Source organism: Paracoccus lichenicola (assembly GCF_009708075.1).
Taxonomy (GTDB): Bacteria; Pseudomonadota; Alphaproteobacteria; order Rhodobacterales; family Rhodobacteraceae; genus Paracoccus; species Paracoccus lichenicola.
Window position 1 is genome coordinate 363021 of the sequence record NZ_WMBT01000001.1, and the last position, 26109, is coordinate 389129.

The 26109-nt window shown below is 67.9% G+C and carries 30 protein-coding genes; 17 read left to right on the forward strand and 13 right to left on the reverse strand.

What is annotated here, in order from left to right; all coding sequences use genetic code 11:
* Window positions 1-29: 29 nt before the first annotated feature.
* The 5 genes from GIY56_RS01800 to GIY56_RS01820 all read left to right on the forward strand — a co-directional run bounded on the left by GIY56_RS01800 (window position 30) and on the right by GIY56_RS01820 (window position 4988).
* Window positions 30-692, forward strand: coding sequence for a DUF2291 family protein (locus GIY56_RS01800; protein WP_154763093.1), 663 nt, complete (start codon window positions 30-32; stop codon window positions 690-692).
* Complete coding sequence (locus GIY56_RS01805) at window positions 689-2221, forward strand: sugar ABC transporter ATP-binding protein (protein ID WP_154763094.1); 1533 nt, start codon at window positions 689-691, stop codon at window positions 2219-2221. The genes GIY56_RS01800 and GIY56_RS01805 overlap by 4 nt, the downstream gene beginning before the upstream one ends.
* A 24-nt stretch (window positions 2222-2245) precedes the next feature.
* A complete protein-coding gene (locus GIY56_RS01810) occupies window positions 2246-3283 on the forward strand; it encodes an ABC transporter permease (RefSeq protein ID WP_154763095.1) in 1038 nt (345 codons plus the stop codon).
* 79 nt (window positions 3284-3362) lie between these two features.
* Window positions 3363-4310 carry a D-ribose ABC transporter substrate-binding protein gene (locus tag GIY56_RS01815; protein ID WP_154763096.1) on the forward strand — a complete coding sequence of 316 codons (948 nt, stop codon included), beginning with the start codon at window positions 3363-3365 and terminating at the stop codon, window positions 4308-4310.
* 339 nt (window positions 4311-4649) lie between these two features.
* Window positions 4650-4988, forward strand: coding sequence for a helix-turn-helix transcriptional regulator (locus tag GIY56_RS01820; RefSeq protein WP_196053515.1), 339 nt, complete (start codon window positions 4650-4652; stop codon window positions 4986-4988).
* Between the two features lie 5 nt (window positions 4989-4993).
* Here the strand turns inward: GIY56_RS01820 and trxB are convergent, their stop codons facing one another.
* Window positions 4994-6001, reverse strand: a complete 1008-nt coding sequence (trxB, locus tag GIY56_RS01825) for a thioredoxin-disulfide reductase (RefSeq protein ID WP_196053535.1) — start codon at window positions 5999-6001, stop codon at window positions 4994-4996.
* Window positions 6002-6134: 133 nt separating this feature from the next.
* Between trxB and GIY56_RS01830 the strand changes: the two genes are divergently transcribed.
* Window positions 6135-6635, forward strand: coding sequence for an Lrp/AsnC family transcriptional regulator (locus GIY56_RS01830; RefSeq protein ID WP_154763099.1), 501 nt, complete (start codon window positions 6135-6137; stop codon window positions 6633-6635).
* Window positions 6636-6750: 115 nt separating this feature from the next.
* Here GIY56_RS01830 and gshB read toward each other — a convergent pair whose 3' ends face one another.
* Entirely contained in the window at window positions 6751-7692 is a 942-nt protein-coding gene (gshB, locus tag GIY56_RS01835; protein WP_154763100.1) for a glutathione synthase, read from the reverse strand.
* A gap of 157 nt (window positions 7693-7849) precedes the next feature.
* On the opposite strand from gshB, the gene fabA reads away from it, so the two are divergent.
* The 4 genes from fabA to GIY56_RS01855 are packed head-to-tail and all read left to right on the forward strand — an operon-like array spanning window position 7850 to window position 11309.
* Window positions 7850-8359: a bifunctional 3-hydroxydecanoyl-ACP dehydratase/trans-2-decenoyl-ACP isomerase gene (gene fabA / locus GIY56_RS01840; RefSeq protein ID WP_154763101.1), complete on the forward strand. Its 510-nt coding sequence runs from the start codon at window positions 7850-7852 to the stop codon at window positions 8357-8359.
* Between the two features lie 34 nt (window positions 8360-8393).
* On the forward strand, window positions 8394-9623 hold the full coding sequence (gene fabB / locus GIY56_RS01845; protein ID WP_154763102.1) for a beta-ketoacyl-ACP synthase I: 1230 nt from the start codon (window positions 8394-8396) through the stop codon (window positions 9621-9623).
* Between the two features lie 12 nt (window positions 9624-9635).
* Window positions 9636-10424: an enoyl-ACP reductase FabI gene (locus GIY56_RS01850; protein WP_154763103.1), complete on the forward strand. Its 789-nt coding sequence runs from the start codon at window positions 9636-9638 to the stop codon at window positions 10422-10424.
* A gap of 57 nt (window positions 10425-10481) precedes the next feature.
* Window positions 10482-11309 (forward strand): alpha/beta fold hydrolase, encoded by an 828-nt coding sequence (locus GIY56_RS01855; protein WP_154763104.1) that lies wholly within the window; start codon window positions 10482-10484, stop codon window positions 11307-11309.
* Here the strand turns inward: GIY56_RS01855 and GIY56_RS01860 are convergent.
* The 4 genes from GIY56_RS01860 to GIY56_RS01875 are packed head-to-tail and all read right to left on the reverse strand — an operon-like array spanning window position 11306 to window position 14225.
* A complete protein-coding gene (locus GIY56_RS01860; RefSeq protein ID WP_154763105.1) occupies window positions 11306-11800 on the reverse strand; it encodes a phosphatase PAP2 family protein in 495 nt (164 codons plus the stop codon). The two genes, GIY56_RS01855 and GIY56_RS01860, sit on opposite strands and share 4 nt — an antisense overlap.
* 5 nt (window positions 11801-11805) lie before the next feature.
* Window positions 11806-12216, reverse strand: coding sequence for a c-type cytochrome (locus GIY56_RS01865; RefSeq protein ID WP_154763106.1), 411 nt, complete (start codon window positions 12214-12216; stop codon window positions 11806-11808).
* 46 nt (window positions 12217-12262) lie between these two features.
* On the reverse strand, window positions 12263-12934 hold the full coding sequence (locus GIY56_RS01870) for an ABC transporter ATP-binding protein (protein WP_154763107.1): 672 nt from the start codon (window positions 12932-12934) through the stop codon (window positions 12263-12265).
* The gene (locus GIY56_RS01875) at window positions 12927-14225 is read right to left on the reverse strand and encodes a lipoprotein-releasing ABC transporter permease subunit (RefSeq protein ID WP_154763108.1); all 1299 of its coding nucleotides are present in this window, start codon (window positions 14223-14225) and stop codon (window positions 12927-12929) included. The genes GIY56_RS01870 and GIY56_RS01875 overlap by 8 nt, the downstream gene beginning before the upstream one ends.
* Window positions 14226-14362: 137 nt before the next feature.
* Between GIY56_RS01875 and radA the strand changes: the two genes are divergently transcribed.
* From radA to purF, 3 genes are all read left to right on the forward strand, one after another.
* Window positions 14363-15727, forward strand: coding sequence for a DNA repair protein RadA (radA, locus tag GIY56_RS01880; RefSeq protein WP_154763109.1), 1365 nt, complete (start codon window positions 14363-14365; stop codon window positions 15725-15727).
* 42 nt (window positions 15728-15769) lie between these two features.
* The gene (locus GIY56_RS01885) at window positions 15770-16366 is read left to right on the forward strand and encodes a CvpA family protein (protein ID WP_154763110.1); all 597 of its coding nucleotides are present in this window, start codon (window positions 15770-15772) and stop codon (window positions 16364-16366) included.
* Between the two features lie 136 nt (window positions 16367-16502).
* Window positions 16503-17993, forward strand: coding sequence for an amidophosphoribosyltransferase (gene purF, locus GIY56_RS01890; protein WP_154763111.1), 1491 nt, complete (start codon window positions 16503-16505; stop codon window positions 17991-17993).
* A 47-nt stretch (window positions 17994-18040) separates the two neighbouring features.
* Here the strand turns inward: purF and GIY56_RS01895 are convergent, their stop codons facing one another.
* Genes GIY56_RS01895 through GIY56_RS01910 form a run of 4 tightly spaced genes read right to left on the reverse strand, consistent with a single transcriptional unit; the run spans window position 18041 to window position 20263 of the window.
* A complete protein-coding gene (locus tag GIY56_RS01895) occupies window positions 18041-18481 on the reverse strand; it encodes an NUDIX domain-containing protein (protein ID WP_154763112.1) in 441 nt (146 codons plus the stop codon).
* Window positions 18478-19512 (reverse strand): 5-(carboxyamino)imidazole ribonucleotide synthase, encoded by a 1035-nt coding sequence (locus GIY56_RS01900; protein ID WP_154763113.1) that lies wholly within the window; start codon window positions 19510-19512, stop codon window positions 18478-18480. Before GIY56_RS01900 ends, GIY56_RS01895 begins: the two co-directional genes overlap by 4 nt.
* On the reverse strand, window positions 19505-19990 hold the full coding sequence (gene purE / locus GIY56_RS01905; RefSeq protein WP_154763114.1) for a 5-(carboxyamino)imidazole ribonucleotide mutase: 486 nt from the start codon (window positions 19988-19990) through the stop codon (window positions 19505-19507). Before purE ends, GIY56_RS01900 begins: the two co-directional genes overlap by 8 nt.
* Before the next feature lie 54 nt (window positions 19991-20044).
* A complete protein-coding gene (locus GIY56_RS01910; protein ID WP_154763115.1) occupies window positions 20045-20263 on the reverse strand; it encodes a DUF465 domain-containing protein in 219 nt (72 codons plus the stop codon).
* A gap of 221 nt (window positions 20264-20484) precedes the next feature.
* Between GIY56_RS01910 and GIY56_RS01915 the strand changes: the two genes are divergently transcribed.
* Together GIY56_RS01915 and GIY56_RS01920 are read left to right on the forward strand one after the other, a co-directional pair.
* On the forward strand, window positions 20485-20895 hold the full coding sequence (locus tag GIY56_RS01915) for an Hsp20 family protein (RefSeq protein ID WP_154763116.1): 411 nt from the start codon (window positions 20485-20487) through the stop codon (window positions 20893-20895).
* Between the two features lie 10 nt (window positions 20896-20905).
* Window positions 20906-21133, forward strand: coding sequence for a DUF1150 family protein (locus GIY56_RS01920; RefSeq protein ID WP_154763117.1), 228 nt, complete (start codon window positions 20906-20908; stop codon window positions 21131-21133).
* Here the strand turns inward: GIY56_RS01920 and GIY56_RS01925 are convergent.
* Both GIY56_RS01925 and GIY56_RS01930 read right to left on the reverse strand, forming a co-directional pair.
* Entirely contained in the window at window positions 21120-22574 is a 1455-nt protein-coding gene (locus GIY56_RS01925) for an MFS transporter (protein WP_154763118.1), read from the reverse strand. The two genes, GIY56_RS01920 and GIY56_RS01925, sit on opposite strands and share 14 nt — an antisense overlap.
* Window positions 22575-22671: 97 nt before the next feature.
* A complete protein-coding gene (locus GIY56_RS01930) occupies window positions 22672-23370 on the reverse strand; it encodes a bifunctional sulfate adenylyltransferase/adenylylsulfate kinase (RefSeq protein WP_154763119.1) in 699 nt (232 codons plus the stop codon).
* 96 nt (window positions 23371-23466) lie between these two features.
* Between GIY56_RS01930 and GIY56_RS01935 the strand changes: the two genes are divergently transcribed.
* Together GIY56_RS01935 and xylB are read left to right on the forward strand one after the other, a co-directional pair.
* Entirely contained in the window at window positions 23467-24162 is a 696-nt protein-coding gene (locus tag GIY56_RS01935) for an HAD family hydrolase (RefSeq protein WP_154763120.1), read from the forward strand.
* A 49-nt stretch (window positions 24163-24211) separates the two neighbouring features.
* Window positions 24212-25663, forward strand: coding sequence for a xylulokinase (xylB, locus tag GIY56_RS01940; protein WP_154763121.1), 1452 nt, complete (start codon window positions 24212-24214; stop codon window positions 25661-25663).
* 110 nt (window positions 25664-25773) lie between these two features.
* On the opposite strand, the gene GIY56_RS01945 is transcribed toward xylB, so the two are convergent.
* Window positions 25774-26004 (reverse strand): hypothetical protein, encoded by a 231-nt coding sequence (locus GIY56_RS01945; RefSeq protein WP_154763122.1) that lies wholly within the window; start codon window positions 26002-26004, stop codon window positions 25774-25776.
* Between the last annotated feature and the right edge of the window lie 105 nt (window positions 26005-26109).

Consider the following 26109-nt stretch of genomic DNA (forward strand, 5'->3'; position numbering starts at 1 on the left):
ACGACGCGACGAAGGGGGGAAATCGACGCATGGCACATTCCGATCCGGGCCTGTCCGCCCCCAAGGCCCCTGCCCCCTCGCGGCGCGGGCTGCTGATCGGCGCGGCGGGTGTCGTGTTGCTGCTGGGCGCCATCGCGCTGGATACCACCGTGGTCCCCATCGGATCCGAGGCCGATGTCCGCGTCCAGGCCTTTTCCCCTGATGCCTACGGCCAAACGGAATTCCCGCGCATCCAGGCCTTTGTCAAGGAAAAGGCCGTGGATGTCGCCACCCTCGCCCCCGCCGTGCTGGCCGACAAGGACGCTGCGGCAAAGCGATACGGCATCCCGTCGTCCACCGGTGCGATCATGTTCGTGACGCTGACCGGCGTGGCGGGGGAACCCCGCTCGGGCGTCTATCCGCTGACGGTCCCCGGCGTGCCCGAGGACATCACTGTGCGTGTCCAGACCGGCCCGGCGATCAACGGCACCGACCTGCGCGACGCGCCGGGCGACATCGCCTTTGGCGATTTCAGGAACCAGATCGAATACCAGGACGCCGGATCGGGGATCAACCGCGCCATGAAGGCCGCCGTCCTGGACGGGATCGACACCGCCAGCCTGACCGGCAAGACCCTGACCGTCACCGGCGCCTTCCGGCTGATCAACCCCAAGAACTGGATGATCACCCCGGTCGAGGTCGCGGTCCAATGACCCGCCAGACCCAAGGCAATCCCGACGCGCGCGAAGTCGTTCTGGCCGCGCGCAACGTCGCCAAGTCATACGGCAACGTCCATGCGCTCAAGGGCGTGAACTTCGACATCCATCGCGGGCAGGTCACGACCCTGTTCGGGGAAAACGGCGCGGGCAAGTCCACGCTGATGAAGATCCTGTCGGGCGTGATCCGGCCCACCGCCGGCCAGATCATCCTGGACGGCAGGCCTGTCGTCTTCGCCAACGCCAACGAGGCGCGCGACCGCGGCATTTCCATCATCCACCAGGAACTGTCCCTCACCCCCAACCTGTCGGTGCGCGACAACATCTTCATGGGCCGTGAATTGCGCGGCCCCCTGGGCGTGGACTTCGCCGAGGAGGAACGCCAGGTCCACGCCCTGATGGAGGAGCTGGAGGAGGAGATCGACCCCCTGACCCCCGTCGAGGAACTGCGCCTGGGCCAGCAGCAGATCGTTGAGATCGCCCGTGCCCTGTCCGTGGACAGCCGCATCCTGATCATGGACGAACCGACCAGCGCGCTGTCGGCGTCCGAGGTCGAGGTGCTGTTCAAGGTCATCCGCGACCTGACCGCGCGCGGGGTCAGCATCGTCTATATCTCTCACCACCTGGAAGAAGCCCTGACGATAACCGACCACGCGGTCGTGCTGCGCGACGGGACCATGACGGCTAACGCCCCGCGCGCGGACATCGACCTGGACTGGATCGTGCGCAACATGGTGGGCGAGAACTATGATCTGGGCAGCCCGCCCGACAGCCACAGGCGCGGCGTGGCCCTTTCGATCCGCAACCTGTCGGTGCCCGACGCGACCGGCAAGGATCTGGTGCGCGGGTTGTCGCTGGACCTGCGCGCCGGGGAAATCGTCTGCATTTATGGCCTGATGGGCGCGGGGCGCACCGAACTGCTGGAAACCTGCGCCGGGCGGCTGCGCGCCACGGGCGGCGAGATCGTGCTGGAAGGTCAGGAAATATCCCACCTGTCCATCGCCGAACGCATCGCGCGCGGGCTGGCCCTGGTCCCCGAGGATCGGCAGCGCGACGGCTTGGTCCAGACCATGAGCGTGGGGCAGAACCTGTCGCTGGCCTCGATCCGCAGATTCACGCGCGGGCTGTTCACCAGCAGCCGCGCGGAAAAGGCGCTGATCGACGACAGCATCCGCAGCGTCACCGTCAAGACCTCGGGCGGGGGCGCGCCTATCGGGTCGCTGTCGGGCGGCAACCAGCAGAAGGTCGTGATCGGCAAGATGCTGGCTACGAAACCCCGCGTCATCATGCTGGACGAACCCTCGCGCGGCATCGACATCGGCGCCAAGGCCGAGGTCTTCCGCCTGCTGGCCCAAGGCGCGCGCCAGGGCCTTGCCGTCCTTTATTCCACGTCCGAGGTCGGCGAATGCCTGTCCGTCGCCCATCGGATCATCGTCATGCACAAGGGCCGGATCTCGGCCGAATTCGATTGCACCGTTTCCAAGGAAAAGATCATGGCCGCCTCGGGCGAGTCCGTGGCCGCCTGATAGGCCGTTGAGCGAGGAAAACCGATGTCCGCAACCACCACCGCGCCCGCGCCCAAGTCCGGCGGCTTCAGCTTGGGCCGCCTGCTGCTGGAAGGCCGCGCCTTCTTCGCGCTGATCGCCATCATCGCGGTCTTCTCAGCCCTGTCGCCGAACTACTTTACCGTCAGCAATTTCCTCATCATGTCGTCGCAGGTGGCGATCTACGGCATCCTGTCGGTGGGAATGCTGCTGGTGATCCTGAACGGCGGCATCGACCTGTCGGTCGGATCCATCCTCGCGCTGTGCGGGGTCTGCGCGGGCGCGATGATGCAGGGGGTGGAACTGCCCTGGGCGGGGGTGATCCTGTATCCGCCGGTCTGGGCGGTGGTGGTGCTGACGGTCGCCATCGGGGCGCTTGTGGGCGCGCTGAACGGGGTGCTGGTCGCCTTCTTCAAGGTGCCGCCTTTTGTCGCCACCTTGGGCGTGATGTACGTGGCCCGCGGTGTCGCGCTGCTGATGACGAACGGGCTGACCTACAACAACCTGCGCGGATCCGAGGCCCTGGGGAATACCGGCTTCAACTGGCTGGGCTTCAACCGGCTGTGGGGCATCCCCATCAGCGTGATCGTGCTGGCGGTGGTGGCGGTCCTCGCGGGGCTGATGCTGTCGCGCTCGGCCTTCGGGCGGTGGCTTTATGCGTCGGGCGGGAACGAACGGGCGGCGGAACTGTCGGGCGTGCCGACGCGGCTGGTCAAGATCACCGTCTATACGGTGTCGGGCGCGCTGGCGGCTGTGGCGGGGCTGGTGCTGGCCTCGCAACTGACATCCGCCGGGCCGACGGCGGGGACGACCTATGAGCTGACCGCCATCGCGGCGGTGGTGATCGGCGGCGCGGCGCTGACCGGCGGGCGCGGGGGCGTGCGTGGCACGATGCTGGGGGCCTTCGTGATCGGCTTCCTGTCGGCGGGCCTTGTGATCATCGGCGTCAGTTCCTACTGGCAGACGGTCTTCACCGGCGCGGTGATCGTGCTGGCCGTGCTGATGAACTCGATCCAATACGGGCGCGGCGGGCGCAAGACCTGACAAGCCCATCCTTCCCGTCCGGGGTTTCGGACGGATCGTCCTGCCACATCGCGGCAGTTTTTACCAAAGGGAGAGAGAAATGCTGAACCTGACCCGCCGCGCGCTGCTTGCCGCCGCCGTCGCCATGCCGATGATGGCAGGCGCGGCGTCAGCCGAGGGGCTGATCACCATCATCGTCAACGACCCCGCGAACCCATACTGGTTCACGGAAGGCGAGGTCGCCAAGGCCACGGCCGAGGAGCTGGGCTATACCGCCAACGTCGCCGCCCACCGGGGCGACACCAACACCGAAAGCACGCTGGTCGATACCGCGATCACCAACAAGTCGGTCGCGCTGATCCTGGATCCGGCGAACGCCGATGGCTCGGTTGGCGCGGTGCAGAAGGCCGTGGACGCCGGGATCCCCGTCTTCCTGGTCAATGCCGAGATCAACCAGGAAGGCCTCGCCAAGGCGCAGTTGGTGTCGAACAACGCGCAAGGCGCGGCCCTTGGCGCGCAGGCCTGGGTCGAGGCCGTGGGCGATGCGGGCAACTATGTCGAGCTGTTCGGCGCGCCCTCGGACAACAACGCCCAGACCCGATCCAACGGGTTTGAAACCGTGCTGAGCCAATATCCCGACCTGGTGAAGGTGGGCCAGGAGGTCGCCAACTGGGACCGCACCCAGGGCTATCAGAAGATGCAGTCGCTGCTGCAAGCCAATCCTGACATCATCGGCGTGATCTCGGGCAACGACGAGATGGCTTTGGGCGCGATCGCCGCCCTGAAGGAGGCCGGCAAGCTGGAGCAGGTGAAGGTCGGCGGCTTCGACGGATCGCCCGATGCGGTCGAGGCGGTCAAGGCGGGCGAGATGCAATACACCGTGTTGCAGCCCGTGGCCGTCTTCGCCGAGGAAGCGGTACGCCAGGCCGACAACTTCATCAAGAACGGCTCGACTGGGGTGGAGACGGAAAAGCAGCTGTTCGACTGCCTGCTGATCACGGCGGACAACGTGGACAAGTACAGCGCGGCGTTCACGCTGGAGCAGTAAGGGCGACGGACGATCAAGCGGAAAGCCGGGGCAATGTCCCCGGCTTTCTGTTTTTCCTTATCGCATCGCCCAGTCCGGGCGGGATCAGGAAACGCACTGCGTTTCCCCCGCCCGCTACGCGAGGGTGCAACCAAAGACGGTGCCGCAAGAAACCACGAGAGGCCAGCGCCTGACCCGGTGGGCGTGTAAGCGCCCGCCGAGGGCGGGGCGGGCGCTGGCCGGGCCTTAAAGGCCCGGCGGTTCTGGTAGATATGTTACGCCGTGGCGAAGGCGATGGCCTTCGCCAGTCACAGGACAGTTCTTGCGGAAAACGCGCCATCGTGCATTCTGGATCGTGCAATGACCAATGCCGCAAGCGACACCATGGTCGTCCTGACCGCCGAGGAATACCGATCCCTCGTCGAGGACGCGGGCGATGCCGCCCTGGCGGATGCCGTGGACCGCAATGCCCCCATGATGCCGTCCGAGTTGCTGAACGCCCTGCTGAACGGCGATCTTCACCCGCTGGCGGCATGGCGCAAGGCGGCGGGCCTCAGCCAGGCCGCCCTGGCGCAGAAGGCGGGCATCCGCACCGCGACGCTGAGCGACATCGAGGGCGGCAAGATCGACCCCCGCCTTTCCACCATGAAGGCCGTGGCAGGGGCGCTTGGGGTCGATATCGACGACATCACCGCGTAAGGGCGTCAGCCCGCCATCTCGTCTTCCCGCCAGGCATGGTCGGGGTCGGGCTGGCCTGCATCGTCATGCTCGGCCAGCCAGTTTTCCGCATCCAGCGCCGCCATGCAGCCCATGCCCGCGCTTGTCACCGCCTGGCGATAAACGTGGTCGGTCAGGTCGCCCGCCGCGAAGACCCCGGGGATCGAGGTGCGGGTGCTGCCCGGCTCCACCTTCACATAGCCGCCGTTGTGCAGCTCCAGCTGGCCCTGCACCAGCTCGCTGGCGGGCGCATGGCCGATGGCGACGAAGACGCCATCCGCCGGGACCACGCGCGTGCTGCCGTCCACGGTCGAGGACAGGACCGCCCCCGTCACGCCCAGGGGCGTGTCGGTGCCCGTGACCTCGGTTAGGGCGTGGTTCCAGATCACCTCGATCTTGGGGTGGTTGAACAGGCGCTGTTGCAGGATCTTCTCGGCCCGCAGGCTGTCGCGGCGGTGGACCAGCGTCACCTTGCTGGCGAACTTGGTCAGGAACAGCGCCTCTTCCACCGCGGTGTTGCCGCCGCCGATCACCACGACCTCGCGGTTGCGATAGAAGAAGCCGTCGCAGGTGGCGCAGGCGCTGACGCCGAAGCCCTTGAACTTCTCCTCGGACGGCAGGCCCAGCCAGCGGGCCTGCGCGCCGGTCGCCAGGATCACCGCATCCGCCGTCACCACGCGGCCGCTGTCGCAGGTCGCGACAAAGGGGCGGCGCTGCAGGTCCAGCGACGTGACCATGTCGATCACGATCTCGGTCCCCATGGCGCGGGCGTGTTCCTCCATCCTGACCATCAGGTCCGGTCCCTGGATTTCCGTCTCGCCCGGCCAGTTCTCGACCTCGGTGGTGATGGTCAGTTGCCCGCCGGGCTGCATCCCCTGGATCAGCATCGGCTTCAGCATGGCGCGCGCGGCATAGACGGCGGCGGTATAGCCTGCCGGGCCGGAGCCTATGATCAGAAGTTTCACATGCGTGCTGTCGGTCATCTTGCGCCTCATCGGGTGTTTGTGCATGAGGTAGTCCTTCCGACCGGAAATCGCAACGCGGGACGCGCGCAGAAAGAATGTTGCGCGCAGGGTGCCCGCATTGTAGTTTCCGGCAACGCCAAAGACCCGATCAAGAAAGAGCAGCATGGCCGGCGCGAAACTGGACCCCATCGACCGCAAGATCCTGGCCGAACTGCAGGCCGACGGCCGGATGACCAACGTCGAACTGGCCCGCCGCGTGGGCATCTCGGCGCCCCCCTGCCTGCGCCGCGTCCGCGCGCTGGAGGAAACGGGCTTCATCCGCGGATACCACGCCGACATCGACGCGCGCGAACTGGGATTCGAGGTGCAGGTCTTCGCCATGGTGCGCCTGGCCTCTCAATCTGAACGCGACCTGTCCGCCTTCGAGGCGCTGGTGCAAGGCTGGCCCCTGGTCCGCGAATGCCACATGCTGAACGGCGAGATCGACTTCATCCTGAAATGCGTCTCGCCCGACCTGTCGAGCTTCCAGCGGTTCCTGACGCAATCGCTGACGGCGGCGCCGAATGTGGCGAGCGTCAAGACCTCGCTGGTGATCCGGGCCGCGAAGGACCAGCCGGGGGTGCCGTTCGAGGTGGTGGAGGAGCGGGTGCGGGAGGCGGGGTGAAGGGCGGGGGCCAGCCCCCGCACCCCCGGGATATTTGGACAAAGGTGAATGTAGGGTGGGGTTTTACCCCACCTTTCTTATGACCAGCCGTGCACTGGTGGGGTGGAACCCCACCCTACGCCAGTCGCCGCTCGATCGCCTCCCAGATCGCCTCCGCCGCGTTGATCCCGTCGAACCGCTCAAGCTCCTGGATCCCCGTGGGCGAGGTCACGTTGATCTCGGTCAGCCAGCCGTCGATCACGTCGATGCCGGTGAAGATCAGGCCCTTTTCGCGCAGCACCGGGCCGATCCGCTTGCAGATCTCGTATTCGCGCTCGGTCAGGCCGATCTTTTCGGCGCGGCCGCCCACATGCATGTTCGACCGCGCCTCGCCCGTCTGGGGCACGCGGTTGATCGCGCCGACGGGTTCGCCATCGACCAGGATGATGCGCTTGTCGCCTTGACTCACCGCGTGGATGTATTTCTGCGCGATCATCGGTTCGCGGCTGATGCCTGCGAACAGTTCCAGCAGCGCGGACAGGTTGCGGTCCTCGGGGTCCAGGTGGAACACCCCTGCCCCGCCGTTGCCATAGAGCGGCTTCACGATGATGTCGCCATGCCTTTCGCGGAAGGCGCGGATCGCGGCGGGGTCGCGGGCGATCATGGTGGGGGGCGTCAGGTCGGGGAAATCCAGCACCATCAGCTTTTCCGGGCAGTTCCTGACCCAGAACGGATCGTTCACCACCAGCGTCTTCGGATGCACCCGGTCCAGCAGGTGGGTCGAGGTGACATAGCCCATGTCGAAGGGCGGATCCTGGCGCAGCCAGACCACGTCGAAATCGGACAGGTCCACATCCGCCCAATCGCCGAAGGTGACGTGGTTGCCCTGTTCTCGCCGCAGCGTCACGGGGCGGCCGCGCGCGATCACCCGGCCCTCGTCATAGCGCAACTGATCGACGGTGTACTGGAACAGCCGGTGGCCGCGCGCCTGAGCCTCCAGCCCGATGCGGAAGGTGCTGTCCCCGGTGATCGAGACATCCTCGATCGGGTCCATCTGCAGGGCGACATACAGGCTCATGGGATGCTCCATCGGATTTGGGACGCTTGTCGCGCGCTGTCCGGCGGGATGCAAGCGGCCCCGTTGCATTGACTTGCACGCGCGTCGCCCCAAGTGATAGACGGGGCGACGATTTGGACGGGGCTGGCCGGAAGGCCCGCAGGAAAGGCAAGACGGCATGGCGATGGACAAGACCAGCTTCGACAAGGGCGACCTGCTGGCCTGCGCGCGGGGCGAGTTGTTCGGCCCCGGCAATGCGCAACTGCCCGAACCGCCGATGCTGATGATGGACCGCATCACGGACATTTCCGAGGATGGCGGCGCCCATGGCAAGGGTCATGTGGTGGCGGAATTCGACATCACCCCCGACCTGTGGTTCTTCGCCTGCCATTTCCCGGGCAACCCGATCATGCCGGGCTGCCTGGGCCTCGATGGCCTGTGGCAGCTGACCGGCTTCAACCTGGGCTGGCGCGGCTGGCAGGGGCGCGGCTATGCCCTGGGCGTGGGTGAGGTCAAGCTGACCGGCATGGTCCGCCCCGACCGCAGCCTGCTGCGCTATCACGTCGATTTCACGAAGGCCGTGCAGACGCGGCGCCTGACCATGGGCGTGGCCGACGGCCGCGTCGAGGCGGATGGCGAGACCATCTACCAGGTCAAGGACATGAAGGTCGCCTTGTCGTCCAGTTGACGGCGGCCAACCGACACAACGAAGGAGGAGGCCCATGCGGCGCGTCGTCATCACCGGCCTTGGCATCGTCTCGCCCATCGGCAACAACGCCGATGAAGTCACGGAAAGCCTGAAGGCGAGCCGGTCGGGCATCGTCTTCGCGCCCGACTATGCGGAACACGGCTTTCGCAGCCAGATCCACGGGATGCCCCGGATTGTGCTGGAGGATCACATTGACAAGCGCAACCTGCGCTTCATGGGTCCGGGCGCGGCCTACAACTTCATCGCCATGGAACAGGCGATCAAGGATTCGGGGCTTGAGGAAGCCGACGTGTCGAACCCGCGCACCGGCCTGATCATGGGATCGGGCGGGCCGTCCACGTCGAACTTCTTCGAGGCGCACCAGACCGTCATCGAAAAGGGCGCGCCCAAGAAGATGGGACCGTTCATGGTGACGCGCTGCATGTCGTCCACCAATTCCGCCTGCCTGGCCACGCCCTTCAAGATCAAGGGCGTGAACTATTCCATAACCTCGGCCTGTTCGACATCGGCCCATTGCATCGGCAACGGGGTCGAACAGATCCAGATGAACAAGCAAGACATCGTCTTCGCGGGCGGGGGCGAGGAACTGGACTGGACGCTGTCCTGCCTGTTCGACGCGATGGGCGCGATGTCGTCGAAATACAACGACACGCCGGAAACCGCGTCCCGCCCTTATGACGCGACCCGCGACGGCTTCGTCATCGCGGGCGGCGGCGGGGTCGTGGTGCTGGAGGAACTGTCCCACGCCCTGGCGCGTGGGGCCAAGATCTATGCCGAAGTGACCGGCTATGGCGCGACCTCGGACGGCTACGACATGGTGGCCCCGTCCGGCGAGGGCGGCGAGCGGTCGATGCGGCTGGCCTTGTCCACCCTCCCCGAGGGGCGCACGGTCAGCTATATCAACGCGCATGGCACCTCGACCCCCGTGGGCGACATCGGCGAGGTCAAGGCCATCCGCCGCATCTGGGGCGAGGGCAGCACGCCGCCGATCAGTTCGACCAAATCACTGACCGGCCATTCCCTGGGCGCAACGGGTGTGCACGAGGCGATCTACAGCCTGTTGATGTTGCAAAATGACTTCATTGCAGCATCTGCAAACGTCACCACTCTGGACCCCGAGATCGCGCCGGGCGAGATTGCGACAAGCCGGGTGGACGATGCCGGTCTCGATTCCGTGCTGTCGAACAGCTTCGGCTTCGGGGGAACGAACGCCACCCTGCTGATGTCGAAGTATCAGGATTAAGCGGGGCCATTGATGGGCGATCTTCTGAAGGGCAAGCGCGGGCTTGTGATGGGGGTCGCCAACGACCGTTCCATCGCCTGGGGCATCGCAAGGGCGGTGGCCGACCAGGGGGCCGAACTGGCGTTTTCCTTTCAGGGCGAGGCTTTCGGCAAGCGGGTGCAGCCGCTCGCGGCCTCGGTCGGGTCGGATTTCCTGCTGGACGTGGACGTGACGAATGACGCGTCGCTGGACGCGGCCTTCGGGGCGATCGCGGACCGCTGGGGGCGGCTGGATTTCGTGATCCACGCCATCGCCTTTTCCAACAAGGACGAGCTGACCGGACGGTTCGTGAACACCAGCCGCGCGAACTTCAAGCACAGCCTGGAGATCAGTTGCTATTCGCTGATCGAGGTCGCGCGGCGCGCCCATCCGCTGATGGCGGAGGGCGGGTCGATCATCACCCTGACCTATGGCGGGTCGAACCGGGTGACGCCGTTCTACAACGTGATGGGCGTGGCCAAGGCGGCGCTGGAATCCGCCGTGCGATACCTGGCCAACGACCTTGGTCCCGACGGGATCCGCGTGAACGCGATCAGCCCCGGCCCGATGAAGACGCTGGCGGGCGCGGCCATTGGCGGGGCGCGCAAGACCTTTCGCCATACCGAGGCCAACGCACCCCTGCGCAAGAACGCCACGCTGGAGGCCATCGGCGGCACCGCCGTCTGGCTGCTGTCGGATTGGGGCGCCTGCACCACCGGAGAGGTCGTGCTGGTCGATGGCGGCTATCACGTCCTGGGAATGCCGCAGAGCGAGAATTTGTGAAGCAAGGCCGGGGGCCAGCCCCCGGACCCCCGGGATATTTGAGGTCCAAAGCAGGCCATGGTCGAGTTCTTTGCGGCGAATGACGGGGCGCGGCTGGCCTATTCGGATGAAGGGGCGGGGCTGCCGGTCCTGTGCCTGGCCGGGCTGACGCGGAACATGGGCGATTTCGATTACGTAGCCCCGCATCTGGCGGGGGTGCGGCTGATCCGCATGGATTACCGCGGGCGCGGGCAGTCGGACTGGACGGGCGCCGCGACTTATACCGTGCCGCAGGAAGGCAAGGATGCGCTGGCGCTGCTGGATCATCTGGGGATCGAACGGGCGGCGGTTCTGGGCACCTCTCGCGGCGGGCTGATCGGGATGTTGCTGGCGGCTGTCGCGCATGACCGGCTACTGGGGCTGTGCCTGAACGATGTCGGCCCGGTGATCGGGCGTGCGGGGTTGGAGCGGATCTTCGACTATGTCGGCCGCAATCCGGCGGCGCGGACGCACCAGGCGCTTGCGGAACGGTTGCCTGCGGCGATGCCGGGTTTTGCCGATGTGCCCGAAGGCCGCTGGCTGGCCGACGCGCGGCGGCATTACAGCGAGACGCCCGAGGGGCTGCGGATCCGTTATGATCCGGCACTGCGCGAGGCGTTTCTGGCGGCTTTCCAGGGGGATGCGCCGGACCTTTGGCCCTTGTGGGATGCCACGGCGGGGCTGCCGGTCGCACTGATCCGAGGGGCCAATTCCGACCTGCTGTCGGCGGATGTCGCGGCGGAAATGGTGCGGCGGCATCCCGACGCGATCTTTGCCGAGGTTCCCGACCGCGCCCATGTCCCCTGGCTGGACGAGCCGGAGTCCTTGGCCGCGATCAACGCCTGGCTGGACCGCTGCGGGCGTTAGAAGCGCATCCCCACGCTGAAGCTGGCGCCCTCGGTCCCGATGCCGAAATCGGCGGCGCCGAAGGTGAAGCCGATCAGGGCGCCGGTCAGGGCCTGCTGCGCGGTGTGTTCACCCGCATGGACCCGGCTGGCCGCCGTCAGGCCCGCCGCGCCGTAAAGGCCGATCCCCGCCGCGCGGTCGTCGGGAAAGCACTTGCCCGCCAGGTCGGCGGCGCCAAAGGCCGCGGCGGCGGAATGGCCTGACGGAAAGCCCTTGCCCTCGCCCGAGGGCCGGACCGAGATCGACGTGCCGTCCAGCCAGGTCTTCAGGCCCAGGACCAACACCGTCTGCAAGGCGCCGCGGACCGCGAAATCCTCCAGCCGGTCGTCGCGGGCGGCGCAGACGGCGGCGGCCAGGGGAAGGCCGTATTTCATCGCCGTGCCGAAATCCTCGAACGGGTCGGCGGCGGCGGGTTGGGCAAGCAGCGCCGCCAACAGGGCCGTGCGGATCATGGGCCTTACCGCTGCATTGCCTCGACATGTTCCATCAGGGCGACCAGCCGCGCGGGCGTGGGTGTGGGGACACCGTCGCCCGCGTCATAGGGGATGGTCGGGCCGTCCAGCAACTCGCCGAACTGCGGCATCGGCGATTCGCTGCGACCCGGCGTGAAGCCGTAGATGTGGCCCATCACCTGCAAGCGCGGGAAGACCCCGCCGTTGTTGGCCGCGACGCGGGTCAGATCGACCGGATGCGGCACCATGCCCGCCGCCGCGGGACCGTCGCCATGCCCCGACGCGCCGTGGCAATCCACGCAGAGCGCGTTGAAATCGTTGCGCGCCTGCGCCTTGTCCGACATCTGCGGCGCGCAGGCGGCAATCAGGCCCGCCATCGCCATGCCGGTCAGGGCCGCCCCATATGTTGCCTTCATCACTGCCTCTCTGATTGTTGGCGTGACTGTGCCCCGGCGGAACGGATCACGCAACCGTCTGGTTCAGCCGGATCACCCGGTCCATGCGCCCGGCCAAGGCGTGGTTGTGCGTGGCGATCAGCGCCGACAGGCCGGTGTCGCGGACAAGCCCCATCAGCATGTCGAAGACCCGGTCCGAGGTTTCGGGGTCCAGGTTCCCGGTGGGTTCGTCCGCCAGAAGCAGCGCAGGCTGGTTCGCCAGCGCCCGGCAGAACGCCACCCGCTGCTGTTCGCCCCCCGACAGCGCCGCCGGGCGGTGATCGGCGCGCGCCGACAAGCCCACGCGGGACAGCAGGTCGGCGGCGCGGGCGCCTGCATCGCGCTGCGGCACGCCGTTGGCAAGCTGCGGCAGGATGATGTTTTCCGCCGCGCTGAATTCCGGCAGCAGGTGGTGGAACTGATAGACGAAGCCCAGCTCGGCCCGGCGCGCCTCGGTCCGGGGCTTGTCGGGCAGGCCGGTCATGTCGCGGCCATTCAGGATCACCCGGCCCGCGTCGGGCGTGTCCAGCAGGCCCGCGATGTGCAGCAGCGTGGATTTGCCGGCACCCGAAGGCGCGACCAGGGCCACGACCTCGCCCCGCGCGACGGTCAGGTCCAACCCGCGCAGGACCGTGACCGGGGCGGGACCGTTCTTGCCATAGGTCTTGCCGACCCCTTCCAGGCGCAGGACTTCATTCATAGCGCAGCGCCTCGACCGGGTTCATGCGGGCTGCACGGCGCGCGGGGAAGATGGTGACGACGAAGGACAGCGCCAGCGACAGGGCGACGGCGCGGAAGATGTCCCAGGCGCGCAGTTCGGCAGGCAGGCGATAGATGCCGCGCACCTCGGGCTGCCAGGCGCCGCCGCCGGTCAGGGCGTTCAGCGCAGCCATGATGCTGTCCACGTTCAGCGCCAGCAACACGCCCAGGACCACGCCCGCAAGGGTGCCGATGATCCCGGTGAAGGCGCCGCACAGGAAGAAGACCCGCAGCACCGCGCCTTGGGTCAGGCCCATGGTGCGCAGGATGCCGATGTCGCGGCCCTTGTTCTTGACCAGCATGATCAGGCCCGAGGTGATGTTCATCGACGCGATCAGCACCAGCACCGACAGGATCACGAACATCACGTCATCCTCCATGTCCAGCGCCGCCAGGAATGAGCCGGAACTGTCGCGCCAGTTCCAGACCTGCGCCCCCTCGCCCGCCGCCTGGATCAGCGGCAGGGTCCAGTCGTCCACCCGCTCGGGGTCGGTCACGAAGACCTCGATCTCGTCGGCCACGCCCTCGCGATTGAAATAGGACTGCGCCTCGGCCATGGGCATGTAGATGCGGGTGCGGTCGATGTCGTATCGCCCGGCGCTGAAGATGTAGGTGACCTCGTATGCCTTGACACGGGGCGTGGTGCCGATGGCGGTGCGCGCGCCTTCGGGGGCGATCAGGCGGATCCTGTCGCCCAGGCCCACGGCCAGTTCGCGCGCGATGCCCGAGCCGATGGCGATGCCGCGGTCGAAATCGTCCAGGCTGCCCACGGACGTTTCGGGATCCACGATCCGCGGCATTGCCTTGAGATCATCGAGGCTTACGCCGAAAACCTCGGCCACGTTCGAGCTGTCGTTGGCCGTGGCCATAACCTGCCCGCGCACCACCGGCGCGGTGCGGGTGACGCCCGGAACCTGGGCCAGCTTGGCGGCCATCGCGTCGTAATCGGCGATGCGGCCGGGCACGACATAAACATCCTCGGTGAACTCGTTGGTGATCCGCTGCGGGGCCATATAGACGGTAGTATGCGCGTTCGCGCCCAGGATCGTGTCCACGAACTCGGCCCGGAAGCCCGCGCGCACGGCCAGCGTGGCGATCAGCGCCATCACGCCCAGGGCGATGCCGATCAGGCTGATCCAGGTCATCACGCTGACGCCCCCCTCGGCCCGGCGGGCGCGCAGGTATCGCCAGGCGATGGTGAATTCATAGGGGGAAAAGGGCGCGGGGGACATGCGGGAAAGCCTTGGATTTGCGCCGGGAACCTGACCGGGCCGCGCGCGAAGATCAAGCCGACAATGGCGTGAGGGACTTCTTCTTTGTTTCAAATACCCAACTTGCGACGCCTGCCCCCAGATGCCACATACCCGTCATGGCAAAATCCACCAACGCATTCACCTGCACCGCCTGCGGCGCGTCCCACAAGAAATGGGCCGGGCGCTGCGACGCCTGCGGGGCCTGGAACACCATCGTCGAGGAAGCGCCCCTGTCCCAGGGACCGGGCCGGGGCCTTGGCGCCCACAAGGGCCGCGCGGTTCCCCTCAGCAGCCTGGCGACGAGCGAGGCCCCGCCCCCGCGCCACCTGTCGGGCATGGACGAACTGGACCGCGTGCTGGGCGGCGGGTTGGTGCCGGGCAGCGCCGTGCTGATCGGCGGCGATCCCGGCATCGGCAAGTCCACGCTGCTGTTGCAGGGGGCCGCGGCCTTCGCCCGGCGCGGGCTGAACGCGGTCTATATCAGCGGCGAGGAAGCGAGCGCCCAGGTGCGGATGCGCGCGCAACGGCTGGGCCTGGCGGATGCCCCGGTCCGGCTGGGGGCGGAAACGAACCTGCGCGACATCCTGACCACGCTGGACACCGAACGCCCCGATCTGGCCATCATCGATTCCGTCCAGACGCTGTGGTCCGACCAGGTCGAGGCTGCGCCGGGCAGCGTGGCCCAGGTCCGCGCGGCGGCGCATGAGCTGGTGACCTTCGCCAAGCGCAAGGGCGTGGCGATCTTCCTGGTGGGCCATGTGACCAAGGACGGCCAGATCGCCGGTCCCCGCGTGGTCGAACACATGGTCGATACCGTGATCTATTTCGAGGGCGAACGCGGCCACCAGTTCCGCATCCTGCGGTCGGTCAAGAACCGCTTCGGCCCCGCCGACGAGATCGGCGTCTTCGAGATGACCGGCAGCGGGTTGGCCGAGGTCGCGAACCCGTCCGCCCTGTTCCTGTCCGAACGCGGCCAGCCGGTCCCCGGCAGCGCGGTCTTTGCCGGGATCGAGGGCACGCGCCCCGTCCTGACCGAGGTTCAGGCGCTTGTGGCGCCATCGACGCTGGCCTCCCCCCGCCGCACGGTGGTGGGCCTGGACAGCGGGCGCGTCAGCACGATCCTGGCGGTGCTCGAGGCGCGCTGCGGCATTCCCTTCGCGGGCCTGGACGTGTTCCTGAACGTCGCGGGCGGGATGCGGGTCAACGAACCTGCCGCCGACCTGGCCATCGCCGGGGCGCTTTTGTCGGCCCGCGAGGACAGCGCCCTGCCGCCGGAAGCGGTGCTGTTCGGCGAAATCAGCCTGTCGGGCGCGCTGCGTCCGGTGGCCCAGGCGGAAAACAGGTTGAAAGAAGCGCAGAAACTTGGTTTTTCACAGGCGATTTTGCCCGACAGCCAAAAGGTCGAGGGCGCGGGAGGGATGAGCATCCAGCGCATCGCCGACCTGACGGGATTTGCGGGAGAGGTCTTCGGCGCCGGCTGAAGTGCCTGATATGACACAATAACCGGCGCAAGGGACAGGTCAATGGACGGTTTCACGATCATCGACGCGGTGGTGGCCGCGGTCATCATCCTTTCGGCCATCCTGGCCTGGTCGCGCGGCTTCGTGCGCGAATCGCTGGCGATCCTGGGATGGATCGGCGCGGCCATCCTGGCCTTCATCTTCGCCGCCGCCATGCGCCCGCTGATCGCGCAGCTGCCCGTGCTGGACCGTTTCCTGGGCGACAGTTGCGAATTGGCCACCATCGCCGGGTTTGCCGTGGTCTTCGCGCTGGCGCTTGTGGTCTTTTCCATCATCACGCCGCTGTTTTCGTCGGTCGTGCAACGCTCGGCCCTTGGCGGGGTGGACCAGGGCATGGGCTTCCTGTTCGGCGTGGCGCGCGGCATCCTGCTGGTCGCCATCGCCTTCATCGTCTATGACCGCGTGATGACCAGCCAGCAGGTCGCGGTGGTGGAAAACAGCCGCAGCGCCCAGGTGTTCGAGCGGATGCGCGGGCAACTGGACCAACAGGTTCCCGACGACGCGCCCGGCTGGATCGTCAGCCGGTACGAACAGATGGTGGCGGGCTGCACCGTGACCGCCACGCCGCAGGCCCAGGAAACGCCGCCTGCCGCGAACTGATGCAACACCTCCATGGCTGCCCTGCCGTAACGGTCCGGTGACGAAAAACCGCCCCCGCCGCCCTGCGGGGGCGTGACTTTGCGCCGCATCCGCACTACATGGTGCGGGACAGCCCAAAGCCATTCAGGACGCCGCGATGCAACCATTCTTGGCCCATCCGTTCGATTCGGACCGCCTGCACGAGGAATGCGGCATCTTCGGCGCGATCGGCGTGACCGACGCCTCGAACTTCGTGGCGCTTGGCCTGCACGCCTTGCAGCATCGCGGACAGGAAGCGGGCGGCATCGTCGCCCATGACCCCGAAAGCGGGTTCAACAGCGCGCACCGCTTCGGCTATGTCCGCGACAACTTCACCAAGCCTGACGTGATGTCCACCCTGCCCGGCCCGCTGGCCATCGGGCACGTCCGATACTCTACCGCCGGGACCAAGGCCGCGACCGCGATCCGCGACGTGCAGCCCTTCTTTGGCGAATTCCACATGGGCGGCTGCGCCATCGCGCACAACGGCAACATCACCAATGCCGCCGCCCTGCGCCGCGAACTGATCGAGCGCGGGTCGATCTTCCAGTCCTCATCCGACAGCGAATGCATCATCCACCTGATGGCGCGGTCGATCCAGCGCAACATCCCCGAGCGGATGAAGGACGCCTTGCGCCGGATCGAGGGCGCGTTTTCCGTCATCGCCATGACCCGCACCAAGCTGATCGGCGTGCGCGACCCCCTGGGCGTGCGGCCGCTGGTGCTGGGCAAGGTGGGCGACGACGGCTTCGTGCTGGCGTCTGAGACCTGCGCGCTGGACATCATCGGCGCCGACTTCCTGCGAGAGATCGAGCCGGGCGAGATGGTCGTGATCTCGAAGGGGGCGGTGGAATCCTCGCGCCCCTTCGGGCCGTCCAAGGGGCGGTTCTGCATCTTCGAGCATGTCTATTTCTCGCGCCCCGATTCGATCATCGGCGGGCGCTCGGTCTATGAAACCCGCCGCCAGATCGGCGTGGAACTGGCGCGCGAGGCGCCGATCGAGGCGGATCTCGTCTGCCCCGTCCCCGACAGCGGCACCCCCGCGGCCATCGGATACGCGCAGGAATCGGGCATCCCCTATGGCATGGGGATCATTCGCAACCAGTACATGGGCCGCACCTTCATCGAGCCGACCGAGCAGATCCGCAACATGGGCGTGCGGTTGAAGCTGAACGTGAACCGGTCGCTGATCGCGGGCAAGCGCGTGGTGCTGGTCGATGACAGCGTGGTGCGCGGCACCACGTCGCGCAAGATCAAGGACATGATCCTGGACGCGGGCGCGGCCGAGGTGCATTTCCGCATCGCGTCCCCGCCTACCGCCTGGCCGTGCTTCTATGGCGTGGACACCCCCGACCGCGACAAGCTGCTGGCCGCGAACATGACGCCCGAGGAAATGCGCAACTGGATCGGCGTGGACAGCCTGGCCTTCGTGTCGCTGGACGGGCTGTATCGTGCGGTTGGCGAGGCGAAGGGTCGCGACAAGGCCTGCCCGCAGTATTGCGACGCGTGTTTCTCGGGCGATTATCCGGTGGCGCCGTTTGACCAGCTGGAGCGCGGGTTCCGCATGAAGGCCGGGTCGGAAACGGCGATCAACGAGGCGGCGGAGTAAGCCGGGGGCCAGCCCCCGGACCCCCGGGATATTTGGATGAAGAAGAATTAACAGACGATCCGTTCCAGCGGGTCGTACCAGGCGGCGTGCTGGCCCCAGACGGCGCGGGCGAGCATTTCCGGTTTGTGGCGTAACGTGCGAAGGTCGGCGCGGGTGGCCCAGCAAAAGCGGTTTACCACGCCTTCGGGGTCTTCCAGGGTAATCGGGCTGTCGCCTGACAGCGTGGCGCGGAAGATGATCTCGACCTGGTGGAAGCTGCGATCCGGGTCGTGGAATTCGTTGACCAGGATCGGGGCGCCGACGGTGATCGCGAGGCCGGTTTCCTCGGTCACTTCGCGGATCAGGTTTTCGGGCAGCGACTGGCCGGGTTCCACCCCGCCGCCGGGCAGGCACCAGAGATCCGACTGCTGGCCCGGATAGGCGTTGACCAACAGCAGCCGGTCGTCCCGCAGGATCGCCGCGCGGACGGCGAGCCTGGGCGGCCTCATCCGGTGATCCGGTTCACATGCCCCATCTTGCGGCCCGGGCGCGGCGCGCCCTTGCCGTAAAGATGGACCTGCGTGTTCGGTGTCTGCAGCAGATCCGGCACGCGGTCCAGGTCGTCGCCGATCAGGTTCTCCATCACCACATCCGCGTAACGCTTGCCGTCGCCCAGGGGCAGGCCCGCCACGGCGCGAATGTGCTGCTCGAACTGGTCCACGGCGCAGCCTGCCTGGGTCCAGTGGCCCGAGTTGTGGACGCGGGGCGCGATCTCGTTCACGATCAGGCCTTGGGGGGTCACGAACAGCTCCACCCCCATCACGCCGATGTAGTCCAGCCCGTTCGCGATGCGGGCGGCAATCAGCACGGCGTCGGTCGTGACGCTGCCGGGCAGGCCGCAGGGCACGGTGGTGGTGCGCAGGATGCCGCCTTCGTGGACGTTCAGGCCGGGGTCGAAGGCCGCGACCTGGCCGTCAGCGCCGCGGGCGATGATGACGCTGATCTCGGCGCTGAAATCCACAAAGCCTTCAAGGACCGAGGGCGCGCCGGTCCATTCCGCCGGGCCGGCACCGATGCGCACCTGCCCCTTGCCGTCATAGCCCATGCGCCGGGTCTTCAGGATCGAGGGGCGGCCGATGGCGGCGATGGCCGTGTCCAGGTCAGCCTCGGTCAGGACATCGGCAAAGGGCGCGGTCGCCAGGCCAATGCCGTTCAGGAAGGTCTTTTCCGTCAGCCGGTCCTGAGACACCGCAAGCGCCCGGCGGTTCGGGCGGATCGGGCGGATGCTTTCCAGCAGGTCGAGCGCCGAGGTCGGGACGTTCTCGAATTCGTAGGTGATGACATCCACGCTTTCGGCGAAGGCGCGCAGGGCATTGGCGTCCTCATAGGGGGCGGTCGTCACCCGCCAGGCCACATCGCCCGCAGGGGCTGCGCCGGGTTCGTAGATGTGGCAGCGCAGGCCAAGGCGGCTGGCCGCGACCGACAGCATCCGGCCCAGTTGGCCGCCGCCCAGGATGCCGATGGTTCGGACCTCACTCATCGCGCGGCTCCTCGGGGATCGAATCGGACAGGGCCTGCCGCCAGGTGTCCAGGCGTTGGGCCAGGGCGGGATCGGACAGCGCCAGGATCCCCGCCGCCATCAGCCCGGCATTGGCCGCGCCCGCCGCGCCAATGGCCATGGTGGCGACCGGATAGCCCTTGGGCATCTGCAGGATGGAATACAGCGAATCGACCCCGGACAGCGCCCTGGTCTGCACCGGAACGCCGATCACCGGCAGCCTGGTCTTGGAGGCCATCATGCCCGGCAGATGCGCCGCGCCCCCCGCGCCCGCTATGATCACCCGCAGCCCGCGTTCCACCGCGGTCTTGCCGTAATCCCACAGCCGGTCGGGGGTGCGGTGCGCGCTGACGATCCGGGCCTCGTACGCGACGCCCAGTTCGTCCAGAATCGCCGCCGCTTCCTTCATCGTGGGCCAGTCGGATTGACTGCCCATGATGATGCCCACAGGTATGTCCATCGCTGTCCCCCGATTTGCTGCGCCCGCAATAGCGTGCAGGGCAGCGGCCCGCAATCAGGCGATGATGTCGGGGGTGATCTCGTCCTCGAGCCGGGCGATCTGGTCCTTGAGCAGCAGCTTCTGCTTCTTCAACCGTTGCAGCGCCAGCGACGAGGTCAGCGCGGACGCCGACAGGGCCGCGATCGCCTCGTCCAGGTCGCGATGCTCGCAGCGCAGGGCTGCCAGCCGCGCAAGGGCGATTTCGTCATGGGACATTTCGTGGTGCATGTTCATCTGGCTTTGCCCGGTTGGACGTTGACCGTTGTTTTTCAAGCATCATAGCGCGTCTTTGGCGCGCTGTTAACTGGCTGGCGTGGTTAATGCGACGAATGTGGAATCCCCGTGGCAGGCAAGCGCCACGTCTTGCGCGAAACGCCACCACACCACATATGATCGGGGGCGGGTTGCCGGAACGGGACCTGCAACGCAGTCGCTTAACCGACCAGGGGCTGATCATGACGAAGATTTCACTGGGGGCGCATCCCTATCTGCTGGGCTTCGACCAGATCGAACGCCTGGCCGAACGGGCCGCCAAGGGCGCCGAGGGCTATCCCCCCTACAACATCGAACATGTCGCGCCCGACGGCTTTCGGATCACGCTGGCGGTGGCCGGGTTCTCGGAAGCAGACCTGTCGGTCACGACCGAGGATCGCCAGCTTGTCATCCGTGGCCGCCTGGCCGAACCCGAGACCGGCCGCGTGTTCCTGCACCGGGGCATCGCCGCCCGTGCGTTCCAGCGCAGCTTCGTGCTGGCCGACGGGGTTGCCGTCGAGGGCGCAGGGATCGAAAACGGCCTTTTGCATGTTGACCTGAAGCGCATCCAGCCGCAGCAGGTCGTCCAGACCATTCCGATCAGCCGCAAGTAAGGGGATCACCATGGATACCAAATTCGATTTCGGCGGCATCGACGCCGAGAAGACCGTCTATATCCGGCAGGTCGAGACCAGCACCCTGCCCCAGGAAATCCGCGAGCAGCTGGCGGGCGTGGACAGCATGTATGCCGTCCACGACGCCGATGGCGAGCGGCTGGCGCTGGTCAAGGAACGCTCGCTGGCCTTCATGCTGGCCCGCCAGAACGAACTGACGCCCTTCAGCGTCCACTGACCGCTTGGCGGCGGGGCGGTTCCGCCCTGCCGCGGATCAGGCCCCGGACGGCCAGGATCGTCAGGATCGCCGCAAAGGCGCAGATCTGATAGATCAGCGCATGGGACATGGCCGCGGCATGGTCATTGCCGCCTTGCCCGTGCAGGCGCACGAAGAACAGGCTGGACACGGCCGCGATGCCGACCGCCGCGCCGACCTGCTGAAAGGCCTGCATCGCGCCCGACCCCGCCCCCGCGTCATGCCCGGGCACCGATTGCAGCACGGACTGGAACAGCGGGGAAATCGTCAGCCCCATCCCGAAGCCGCAGACGGCCAGCGGCGTGATCAGCGTGGCGGGGGTGAAGACCTGCGGCGGATGGCCCGTGACGTGGCGCAGCAGGATCATCCCCGCCAGCATGATCGACACGCCGATGGCCATGCGCGGGGACAGCCACCTGATGCCGAAGCGTCCGGTGACATAGCTGCCCAGCATGATGCCCAGCGGAAAGGGGGCGGTGGCAAGGCCCGACTGCATCGGGTCCAGGCCCTGGCCCGTTTGCAGATAGATCGCCAGCACCAGGAACATCCCCGGTATGGCCGAGAAATGCAGCATCACCATCGCCACACCGGACACGAAGCCGCCATTGCGCATCAGCGCGACCGGCAGCAGTTGCGCGCGTTCCTGACGTGCCAGCAGGACCTGCCGCCAGACGAACAGCGCCCCCACCGGCACCGCCGCGGCCAGCATGGCCACGCACCACCAGGGCCAGCCCAGCAGCGCGCCCTCGATCACCGGCAGCACGACCAGCAGCACCGCCAGGGAAAACAACCCGACGCCCGGCCAGTCGATCCGCATCCTGCGGTCCGACGACATGGTGGGGATCCACCGCCGCCCCGCCAGGATCACGAAGATCCCGACCGGCAGGTTGACCAGGAAGATCGGCCGCCAGTCCAGCCCCCCGATGTCGCCGATGATCAGCGCCCCGCCCAGCAGCGGTCCCGTGACCGCGCCCAGGCTGGCGACGACGCCCGCCAGGGCAAAGGCCCGCGCCTTCTGTTCGGGCGGGAACATCACGTGCATGATCGCCATGACCTGCGGCACCATCATCGCGCCGCCGATCCCCTGCAAGGCGCGCGACCAGATCAGCATCGGCATGGTCTGCGCGAACCCGCACAGCGCGGATGCCAGCGTGAACAGCCCGATCCCCAGCAGGAACAGCCGCTTGCGCCCGAACTTGTCGCCGAAGCGCCCGAAGGGCAGCAGCCCCGCCGCGAAGGCCAGCACATAGGCAGCGGACACCCACTCGATCTGCGCGGCGGTGGCGCCCAGGTTTTCCTGGATCGAGGGCAGCGCCACATTGACGATGCTGACATCGATCAGGTTCATGAAGTTGCCCAGAAGCAGCAGCACGGTCGCCAGCCAGGGGTTGAAGCCGTTCTGGCCTGCGCGCATCGGGGTCATGGGGCTGCCTTTATGCAGAACGTGAAGATTCGGACCCGTCTAGAGGATCCCGCCCGGGACCACCATCCGCGCCCCGATGCCGTCCCGATGCCGCCGGTCACAGTTCCCGTGCCGCCGCATCGCCGTCCAGAACGACATGCGTAGCGCCGTGGTTCCGCGCCACAAGGCCCTGCCACAGGACGGACCGGGGACCGGGCGGCGGGGCCACGGGCAGCGGCGACAGGACCGCACCGGCAGGGGGATCAATCGCGACGCCCGGCAGGGGTTGGACCAGCAGCAGGGCGTCCAGGTTCGCGGCCAGGCGGGCGGCGGGGGCGACCTGATCGGGGTGGCGGGGCTGAACCGCCAGGACGCGGGCGATGCCCCGGTCGCGGAACAGGGCGCGCAGGCTGTTGGGCGTTGCGCCCGGCGGGCGGCGCAGGCCCTTGACCTTGCCGCCCAGCAGCACCGGATCCCCCCACTTGTCGGTGACCGACATCACCGCCAGAACCTCGCCCCCCGCATCGCGCAAGGCGATGTCGTCCCCGGGCTGCACGCGGTCCGCGAAATCCGCGCCGACCCGCAGCGCCAGGGGGACGGGCCAAGACCCCTCTCCGCGCTCGGCCCCGCGCCAGTCCGCCTCGGACATGAAGCCGCGCAGGGGCGCGAAGCCACCGTTCATCAGCAGCGTCAGTTCGGCTTGCTGGTGCGTGTCCAGCGTCCAGCCCGGCAGCTTCCGCGCCTCGGCCTGCAGGGCGCTGGCGGCGTCGTCGGAAACGTAAAGCTCTCGCAGGGGGATGTGGTGGGAATGGGTCATGGCGCCTGCCTACCCGAGGCCCCGCCGTTTGTCATCGGGGTGCGATGCGTGTAGAGATCGGCTGTTAACGCCACCAGACGCCACCAGAGAGGCCACATGACCGATATCCGCGCCGTGATCTTCGACATGGACGGCTGCCTCGTGGACAGCGAGCCGATGTCGCTGGAAACCCTGGCCAAGATGATGACGGCCGAGGGGCTGCACGCCACCCCCGACGAGTTGCGCAAGCGGTTCCTGGGCATGTCGATCCAGGCCATCGTCCGCCACATCGCCGAGGCGCTGGACCGCCCCGACCTGCCCGACTTCGCCCGCGATTTCGAGGAACGGCTGCTGGCCCGCTATCCCGCCGAACTGCGCGTGATCCCCGGCATCCCGGCGCTGCTGGACGATCTGGCGGCGCAGGGGATCGCGGTGGCGATCGCAACGGGCAGTTCGGTCCGCCGCCTGGGCATCACGCTGGAGGTGGCCGGGCTGGCGGATCGGTTCGGCGCCAACATCTTCAGCGCCGACCAGGTCAAGCGCGGCAAGCCCGCCCCCGACCTGTTCCTGCTGGCCGCCGAACGGCTGGGCATCGCGCCGGACGCCTGCGCGGTCATGGAGGATTCGCCCCACGGCATCGCGGGCGCGGTGGCCGCCGGGATGCGCGGCGTGGGCTTTACCGGCGGCACCCATCTGGACGGGATGCGCGACGACCACGCCCGCCGCCTGCGCGAGGCCGGGGCCGTCGCGGTGCTGTCCGACCTGGACAGGATGTTGGAGGCGCTTCTGGACCGGCAGACCACGGACGTTTGACGCCTTCCGGTCTTTCGGCGAAGAAGCGACGAACCACAGGGGGGCGGCAATGAGTTTTCTGGGAATCGACCTTGGCACCTCGGGCCTGCGGGCGCTCTTGGTGGACGGCGACGGCAGGCCCGTCGGGGCGACCGAGCGGCATTATCCGGTCCACCACCCCCATTCCGGCTGGTCGGAACAGGATCCCGCCGACTGGATCGCGGCGCTGGAGGGCGCGGTGGCGGACCTGCGCGACCGCCATCCCGAATTTGCGGCCCTGCGTGGCATCGGCGTGGCCGGGCACATGCATGGGGCCACGCTGCTGGACGCAGCCGACCGGGTGATCCGCCCCTGCATCCTGTGGAACGACACCCGCAGCCATGCCGAGGCGGCGCGGCTGGACGCCACTCCCGGGTTTCGCGACCTGTCGGGCAACATCGTCTTTCCGGGCTTCACCGCGCCCAAGCTGGAATGGCTGCGCGCGCATGAACCCGAAAACCACGCCCGCACCGCCCGCGTCCTGCTGCCCGCCGCTTTCCTGAACCTGTATCTGACGGGCGATCATGTCAGCGACATGTCGGACGCGGCGGGCACGTCCTGGCTGGACACCGGCGCACGCGGCTGGTCGGATATGTTGCTAAAGGCGGGCCACATGCGCCGCGACCAGATGCCCCGGCTGGTCGAAGGCTCCGCCCCGGCCGGTCCGTTGCGCGCGGGGCTGGCGCAGGCCTGGGGGCTGTCGCGGCCGGTCGTGGTGGCGGGCGGCGCGGGCGACAATGCCGCCGCCGCCTGCGGGATCGGCGCGATGCGCGAAGGCCAGGGCTTCGTGTCGCTGGGCACCTCGGGCGTGCTGGTGGCGGCGCGGGACGGGTATCACCCCGCGCCCGCCACGGCGCTGCACACCTTCTGCCATGCGGTGCCCGATACCTGGTACCAGATGGGCGTGATGCTGTCGGCGACGGACAGCCTCAACTGGCTGGCGCGGATCACCGGGACGCGCCCTGCGGAGCTGACCGGGGGCTTGGGCGACACGCTGCAACAGCCCGGCGCGGTGCGGTTCCTGCCCTATCTGTCGGGCGAACGGACGCCGCACAACGACGCGGCCATCCGCGGGGCCTTCACGGGGCTTGGGTCGGAAACGACGCGCGACGACCTGACCCGCGCCGTGCTGGAGGGCGTCGCCTTCGGTCTGCGCGACAGCCACGAGGCGCTGAAGGCCACCGGCGCGCGGCTGGAGCGGATGATGGCCATCGGCGGCGGCGCGCGGTCGCGATACTGGCTGCGCGTGATCGCGACCACGCTGGACGTGACGCTGGCCCTGCCCGCCGACGGCGAATTCGGCGCGGCCCTGGGCGCGGCCCGGTTGGGCATGGCGGCGGCGGGCGCAGGCCGGGCCGAGGACATCATGACGGCGCCCGACGTGGTCGAGGAGATCGCGCCGGACGCCGCCCTGCGGGGCCGGTTCGATGCGGCCTATGAGGCGTTCCGGGCGGCCTATCCGGCGATCCGGGGGGTGCAGTAACGGCCTCGGATTGGCGAAGGCCATCGCCTTCGCCACGTCGCGCCATATCAATCTGAGCCGCCGGGCCTTCAAGGCCCGGCCAGCGCCCGCCCCGCCCCCAGGCGGGCGCTTCACGCCCCCCTCGGGTCGGGCGCTGGCCTCTCGTGGTCGCGGAGCGGCACCGTCTTTGGTGGCACCGTCGCGTCGCGGGCGGAGGAAACGCAGCGCGTTTCCTGATCCCGCCCGGCACCGTTCAACTGCCGCGCAGGCAGCACCACCCCCTGCCGCAGCCCGTTCGGCTGCATGTTCGCCAGCGTCACCTTGCCGCCCGACTGGTCGATGATCTGCCACGTGATGGCCATGCCGAGGCCCGCGCCGGGCGGGCTTCCTCCACGCGGAAGAACCGCTCGAAGGCGCGGCTCGGGGATGCGGGGCCTTCGCCCTCGATCACCAGGTCCGCCTGGCCG

Coding starts and splice junctions, on each gene's coding strand:
- gshB (WP_154763100.1), bottom strand. CDS start 7,692: ATGAGCCTGTATGTCGCCCTGCAGATGGACCCGATCGAGGATGTCTCG.
- GIY56_RS01910 (WP_154763115.1), bottom strand. CDS start 20,263: ATGAACATGCACCACGAAATGTCCCATGACGAAATCGCCCTTGCGCGG.
- GIY56_RS01860 (WP_154763105.1), bottom strand. CDS start 11,800: ATGATCCGCACGGCCCTGTTGGCGGCGCTGCTTGCCCAACCCGCCGCC.
- GIY56_RS01870 (WP_154763107.1), bottom strand. CDS start 12,934: ATGAATGAAGTCCTGCGCCTGGAAGGGGTCGGCAAGACCTATGGCAAG.
- radA (WP_154763109.1), top strand. CDS start 14,363: ATGGCAAAATCCACCAACGCATTCACCTGCACCGCCTGCGGCGCGTCC.
- GIY56_RS01895 (WP_154763112.1), bottom strand. CDS start 18,481: ATGAGGCCGCCCAGGCTCGCCGTCCGCGCGGCGATCCTGCGGGACGAC.
- purF (WP_154763111.1), top strand. CDS start 16,503: ATGCAACCATTCTTGGCCCATCCGTTCGATTCGGACCGCCTGCACGAG.
- GIY56_RS01850 (WP_154763103.1), top strand. CDS start 9,636: ATGGGCGATCTTCTGAAGGGCAAGCGCGGGCTTGTGATGGGGGTCGCC.
- GIY56_RS01945 (WP_154763122.1), bottom strand. CDS start 26,004: ATGGCCATCACGTGGCAGATCATCGACCAGTCGGGCGGCAAGGTGACG.
- purE (WP_154763114.1), bottom strand. CDS start 19,990: ATGGACATACCTGTGGGCATCATCATGGGCAGTCAATCCGACTGGCCC.
- GIY56_RS01900 (WP_154763113.1), bottom strand. CDS start 19,512: ATGAGTGAGGTCCGAACCATCGGCATCCTGGGCGGCGGCCAACTGGGC.
- GIY56_RS01930 (WP_154763119.1), bottom strand. CDS start 23,370: ATGACCCATTCCCACCACATCCCCCTGCGAGAGCTTTACGTTTCCGAC.
- GIY56_RS01865 (WP_154763106.1), bottom strand. CDS start 12,216: ATGAAGGCAACATATGGGGCGGCCCTGACCGGCATGGCGATGGCGGGC.
- GIY56_RS01810 (WP_154763095.1), top strand. CDS start 2,246: ATGTCCGCAACCACCACCGCGCCCGCGCCCAAGTCCGGCGGCTTCAGC.
- fabB (WP_154763102.1), top strand. CDS start 8,394: ATGCGGCGCGTCGTCATCACCGGCCTTGGCATCGTCTCGCCCATCGGC.
- GIY56_RS01875 (WP_154763108.1), bottom strand. CDS start 14,225: ATGTCCCCCGCGCCCTTTTCCCCCTATGAATTCACCATCGCCTGGCGA.
- GIY56_RS01830 (WP_154763099.1), top strand. CDS start 6,135: ATGGCCGGCGCGAAACTGGACCCCATCGACCGCAAGATCCTGGCCGAA.
- GIY56_RS01820 (WP_196053515.1), top strand. CDS start 4,650: ATGACCAATGCCGCAAGCGACACCATGGTCGTCCTGACCGCCGAGGAA.
- xylB (WP_154763121.1), top strand. CDS start 24,212: ATGAGTTTTCTGGGAATCGACCTTGGCACCTCGGGCCTGCGGGCGCTC.
- GIY56_RS01805 (WP_154763094.1), top strand. CDS start 689: ATGACCCGCCAGACCCAAGGCAATCCCGACGCGCGCGAAGTCGTTCTG.
- GIY56_RS01920 (WP_154763117.1), top strand. CDS start 20,906: ATGGATACCAAATTCGATTTCGGCGGCATCGACGCCGAGAAGACCGTC.
- GIY56_RS01855 (WP_154763104.1), top strand. CDS start 10,482: ATGGTCGAGTTCTTTGCGGCGAATGACGGGGCGCGGCTGGCCTATTCG.
- GIY56_RS01915 (WP_154763116.1), top strand. CDS start 20,485: ATGACGAAGATTTCACTGGGGGCGCATCCCTATCTGCTGGGCTTCGAC.
- GIY56_RS01815 (WP_154763096.1), top strand. CDS start 3,363: ATGCTGAACCTGACCCGCCGCGCGCTGCTTGCCGCCGCCGTCGCCATG.
- GIY56_RS01885 (WP_154763110.1), top strand. CDS start 15,770: ATGGACGGTTTCACGATCATCGACGCGGTGGTGGCCGCGGTCATCATC.
- GIY56_RS01925 (WP_154763118.1), bottom strand. CDS start 22,574: ATGACCCCGATGCGCGCAGGCCAGAACGGCTTCAACCCCTGGCTGGCG.
- fabA (WP_154763101.1), top strand. CDS start 7,850: ATGGCGATGGACAAGACCAGCTTCGACAAGGGCGACCTGCTGGCCTGC.
- trxB (WP_196053535.1), bottom strand. CDS start 6,001: ATGAGGCGCAAGATGACCGACAGCACGCATGTGAAACTTCTGATCATA.
- GIY56_RS01800 (WP_154763093.1), top strand. CDS start 30: ATGGCACATTCCGATCCGGGCCTGTCCGCCCCCAAGGCCCCTGCCCCC.
- GIY56_RS01935 (WP_154763120.1), top strand. CDS start 23,467: ATGACCGATATCCGCGCCGTGATCTTCGACATGGACGGCTGCCTCGTG.